Annotated in this window: 2 protein-coding genes; both read left to right on the top strand. The window is 38.1% G+C overall.

Going from position 1 to position 4,727, the window contains the following annotated elements; all coding sequences use genetic code 11:
- On the top strand, window positions 1-2,608 hold a 2,608-nt coding region (locus F6K54_RS40620; protein WP_293090109.1), incomplete at its 5' end, for a histidine kinase dimerization/phosphoacceptor domain -containing protein.
- A 176-nt stretch (window positions 2,609-2,784) separates the two neighbouring features.
- Complete coding sequence (locus tag F6K54_RS40615; RefSeq protein ID WP_293090107.1) at window positions 2,785-4,617, top strand: bifunctional diguanylate cyclase/phosphodiesterase; 1,833 nt, start codon at window positions 2,785-2,787, stop codon at window positions 4,615-4,617.
- Window positions 4,618-4,727 lie beyond the last annotated feature (110 nt).

Raw genomic sequence — 4,727 nt, 5'->3', positions numbered from 1 at the left:
TGAAACAACAGGGCGTTTATTCCTCCAGCAAAGCCAGATATTTGATGTCAGCTATATTAACTTTGCCAATGAGGACGGAGAATTTGTAGGTGCTGGTATGGCAGCTAAGGATAATATAAGCCTTGATATAACAACCCGCTCCCATCCTCGGATCGTATATGAGTATGCTGTTGACTCAGAAGGAAATCTGGGAAATGTTCGCAAGACTTATGCCTACGATCCTAAAATAGAACACTGGTATACTCAGCCAATAAAAGCAGGTAAAGCTATCTGGAGCGACATTTATCTGTGCGATGGAATAACTAATGCCTTAGCAATTTCTGCAAGTTACCCTATCTATGACGATGACCAAAAATTAATTGGTGTTTTGGGAGTAGATCAAGGGATTTCCGATCTTTCCAATTTCCTACAGAAGTTAAAAATTAGTCAATCTGAAGTAGTGATGATTATGGAACATTCTGGAATGTTGGTTGCCAGTTCCTCAAAATTACCTTCTTTTGAGGTTGTCAATGGTAAAGCAAAACGGTTAGCAGCAGTTAATAGTCCCGATCCCCTGACTCAAGCAACTGCTCGATATTTGCAGCAACAGCTTGAAAACCTACAGAAAATTGAGTCAGATCGACATTTTAATACAGAATTAATAGGCGAGCAATATTTTGTTCATGTTTCAAGTTGGGGAGAAAATTTAGGTTTGGACTGGGTAGTAGTTGTAGCAATACCCGAGTCATACTTAATGGCAGGTGTCTATGCCAATCTGAAAATCATTGTCCCAGTTTCTTTAGCAGCATTCATACTAGCAATACAATTAGCCATCAAGATTGCACGTTGGCTTACTGCTCCTATTATCAGCCTTCATCAGGCATCTCTATCTGTTGCGTATGGAAATTTAAACCAGAAAGTGCCATTAAAAAATATTGCTCCTGGGCTACCAAATATTCGCGAGCTAGACGAACTAGCGATCGCCTTTAATCTGATGTCTGCTCAGTTAAAAATTGCTTTTGAAGCATTGGCAGAAATGAATCAGACTTTAGAAAAACAAGTTGAGGAGCGCACTGCACAACTGCAAAGGAGTCGCATACAGTTAATTGCCAATAATCAGGTTCTGATCGATCTATCTAAAAATAAGGTATTAACTCAAGGAGATTTCTTAGCAGCTTGCCAAAAAATCAATGAAGTCGTATCGCAAACATTGGAAGTTCAACAGGTGGGTATTTGGTTGCTAGATGATGCTCACACTCTCATTCGATGTGTTGATTTTTACAGACTTACAGCAGACGAACATACTCAGGAAATAGAATTGCTAGCTGCTGACTATCCAAGCTACTTCCAAGCTTGGAAAAATAGTCGCTTACTGGTGATTGACAACGTACATTCTGATACCAGAGTCAAAGATTTGCTTCAGGAATATCTGATGCCACTTGGTATCACTTCCATGTTAGATGCTTTGATTTATTCTGGCGGACAAGTCATTGGAGTCATTCGTCTAGAGCATATTGGTACTCCCCGTACCTGGACTCTAGAGGAACAAAATTTTATTGCTACTATAGCAGATTTTGTCGCCCTAGCACTAGAAGCAAGTGAGCGAGTTGAAGCAGAACGCGCTCATCAGTTAGCACAAAAAGCACTTCATCAGAGCGAAACCCGTAACCGGGCAATGTTAGAGGCAATCCCAGATTTAATTATGCGCGTGCAGCGAGATGGCACTTGTTTGGATTTTATTCCTCCTGAAAGTATTGATATGGTAAATTTTTTCCCTAACGATGAACCTTTACCACCAAATTTCTTAGAGCAAGAGCTTTACTATATCAATCAAGCAATACTCACAGGCCAACTACAAGTTTATGAACGACAAATTCTCAGAAATGGTGAAGTACGTTATGAAGAACTCCGCATCGTTGGCAATGGAGAAGAGGAAGTGTTGATGATTGTGCGAGATATCACCGAACGAAAACAAGCTGAGGAGCAAATCAAGCAATCTTTAGCAGAAAAAGAAGTATTACTGAAAGAGGTTCATCATCGCGTTAAAAATAACCTCAATATTATCTCTAATTTATTAGATTTGCAATCCTACTCAATTACCGATGAAATTTCGCTTCACCTATTTAATGATGCTAAAAAACGCATCCAAACTATGGGATTAATTCACGAACAGCTTTACAAAGGTAATCATTTTGGCAAGGTAGATTTTAGTGAATACATCAAGCAGTTAGTCAACAATATCTTTTTTTCTTGTCAAAGTAACCATAACAGAGTAAATCCTATTATTAAAGTCGAACCAATATTACTCAATTTAGAAACAGCTGTTCCTTGCGGGTTACTGATTAATGAACTTCTGATGAATGCTTTTAAACATGGTTTTCCCGGTCTAAGATTAGGAGAAGTTCGGATCGTGATGTTTAAAGATATCAATCAAAAATTAGTCTTGAAAGTATGTGATAATGGTATTGGTATACCTTCGACAGTTAATTGGGAAACTTCTAATTCTCTGGGCTTAAAACTCGTCCGTATTTTGGCGAAACAGTTAAATGGAACTATTACTTTTGATACTTCTGAGGGTACATCTATTAGTTTAATTTTTTCAGAGTTAAAGTACAAAAAAAGGTTTTAGGGATTGCTGAATTAGTGTATAATATTAATCTTAATTACTTAAGAGTCAGGAGGGAAGAAAGAAGAAAAAACAGGAATCGCGCTCTTATCAGGACATGATATCATACCTCAAATCACCAACGCCAGGTTTTAAAATGTCAAAAAAAAAAAATATATATTATCTTTGGAGGTATTACAATGACAATTTCTAGCCCTTCTACAACAAATAATCAAGTTAACTACGCTAAAACTATTAGAATTCTGATTGTTGAAGATGAATTAATTGTGGCGGAAAATCTAAGGATGGTTTTACAAAAACTAGGCTATGAAATTGTCGGAATTGTTCACTCTGGAGAAGAAGTAATACAACAGGTTGCAACAACAAATCCAGATGTGATCCTCATGGATATTATGCTTCAAGGAGAGATTGACGGAATTACAGCAGCAGCAAAAATATATCAACAATTTCAGTATCCAGTAATTTTTACTACAGCCTATGCTGACGATGATACCATTGAACGAGCAAAACATACACACCCCTATGGTTATCTAATTAAACCTTTTCAAATCGTAGACTTAAAAACCACTATAGAGATTACGTTGCAAAAACACCAGTCAGTTGTTGCTACAAAAGCAGAATATACTGGTAAACTTGAAGATGCTTACCAAAAGTTAGAGCGTTTGCACAAATATGATCCACTGACGAACCTACCCACTAGGAAAGTTTTGCAAAGTATGTTTGAAGAGATAGTAGATACATTATCAAACCCAGTAGTGAACAATCGCTCTCATTTACACCAATCTCTCTACATACCAGTATTTTGTCTGAGTATCGATCGCTTCTATCGAATCTACCAATACATGGAACGTCAAGAAACTGACTATTTGTTGCAAACCGTGGCCAAGCGAATTGTTGAGGTAGTAGGAAAAAATAATGTTGTTGCCCGTACAGATATTAATGAGTTTATCCTAATTTTGGAGCCTGTTGAATACTTAGGCCAAGCTAGCGAAATTGCTAAATCTGTATTAAAAACGATCGCCAATCCCTATATTATTGGAGAGCGAGAAGTTTTTCTCACAGCAAGTCTTGGTGGAGCGCTCTATCCTCGCGACAGCAATAGTTTTCTTTCTTTATTACAAGATTGTCATTTAGTAATGCAAAAAGCCCAAGAGCAAGGAGGTAACCGTCATCAATTCCATAGCTCACAGGGTAAAACCAGCAATACTAACTTGTTAGCTCTAGAAACAGATTTACACTATGCGATAGATCGTGAACAACTTCAGCTTTATTATCAACCGAAAGTAGACCTAAAAACAGGTGAAATTTCTGGCGCTGAAGCTCTCTTGCGTTGGCAGCACCCACAGTCGGGTTTCATATCCCCAGCAAAATTCATTCCTCTAGCAGAAGCTACTGGTTTGATTGAAACTATTGGGGAATGGGTATTAGAAAATGCCTGCCAACAACTCCAAGTCTGGCAAGAAGATGAACTGCTCAAAGACTTTAAAGTGGCTGTTAACATTTCAAGTTATCAACTTCGACAGCCTCTGTTACAGCATAAGTTTTCCAAAATATTACTAAATCACCAACTCAGTGCTAATTTTATAGAGTTGGAGTTGACTGAAAGTGCTTTGGTAGAAGATATCGATTTAGCCCAGGAACAGCTAGAAGCTTTCAAAACTCTAGGACTGAATCTAGCGATCGATGATTTTGGCACTGGCTATTCATCTTTGAGCTATTTATATCGATTTCCTTTTGATACTCTCAAACTCGATCGCTCGTTTTTATCCAATATTCACAAGCATTCTAAGAACAGAGCCATTGTGATTGCAATGATTCAGATGGCACGTCAACTAGAGCTTAATGTTGTAGCGGAAGGAGTAGAAACAGAAGATGAACTAGCATTCTTGCAAAAACACCATTGCGATATGATTCAGGGTTATCTTTTTAGTCCCCCTATTTCTGCACAGGCATTTTCCCAGTTAGTACATCAGGGAAAATTTTTGCCTATTATATCATGTCCGGTTGAATAGTTAGACTTTGGCGGAAGGAAGGCAGGAGGCAGGAGGCAGGAGGCAGAAGGTTTTCTCAAGAGTGTCACCTTAATTTTATACACGCTCCGATGCTACCGGACATGATATTA

Source organism: Okeania sp. SIO3B5, assembly GCF_010692555.1.
Lineage (GTDB): Bacteria > Cyanobacteriota > Cyanobacteriia > Cyanobacteriales > Microcoleaceae > Okeania.
The sequence above is the reverse complement of the archived record's forward strand: the minus strand, read 5'-3'. Positions and strand labels throughout refer to the sequence as shown.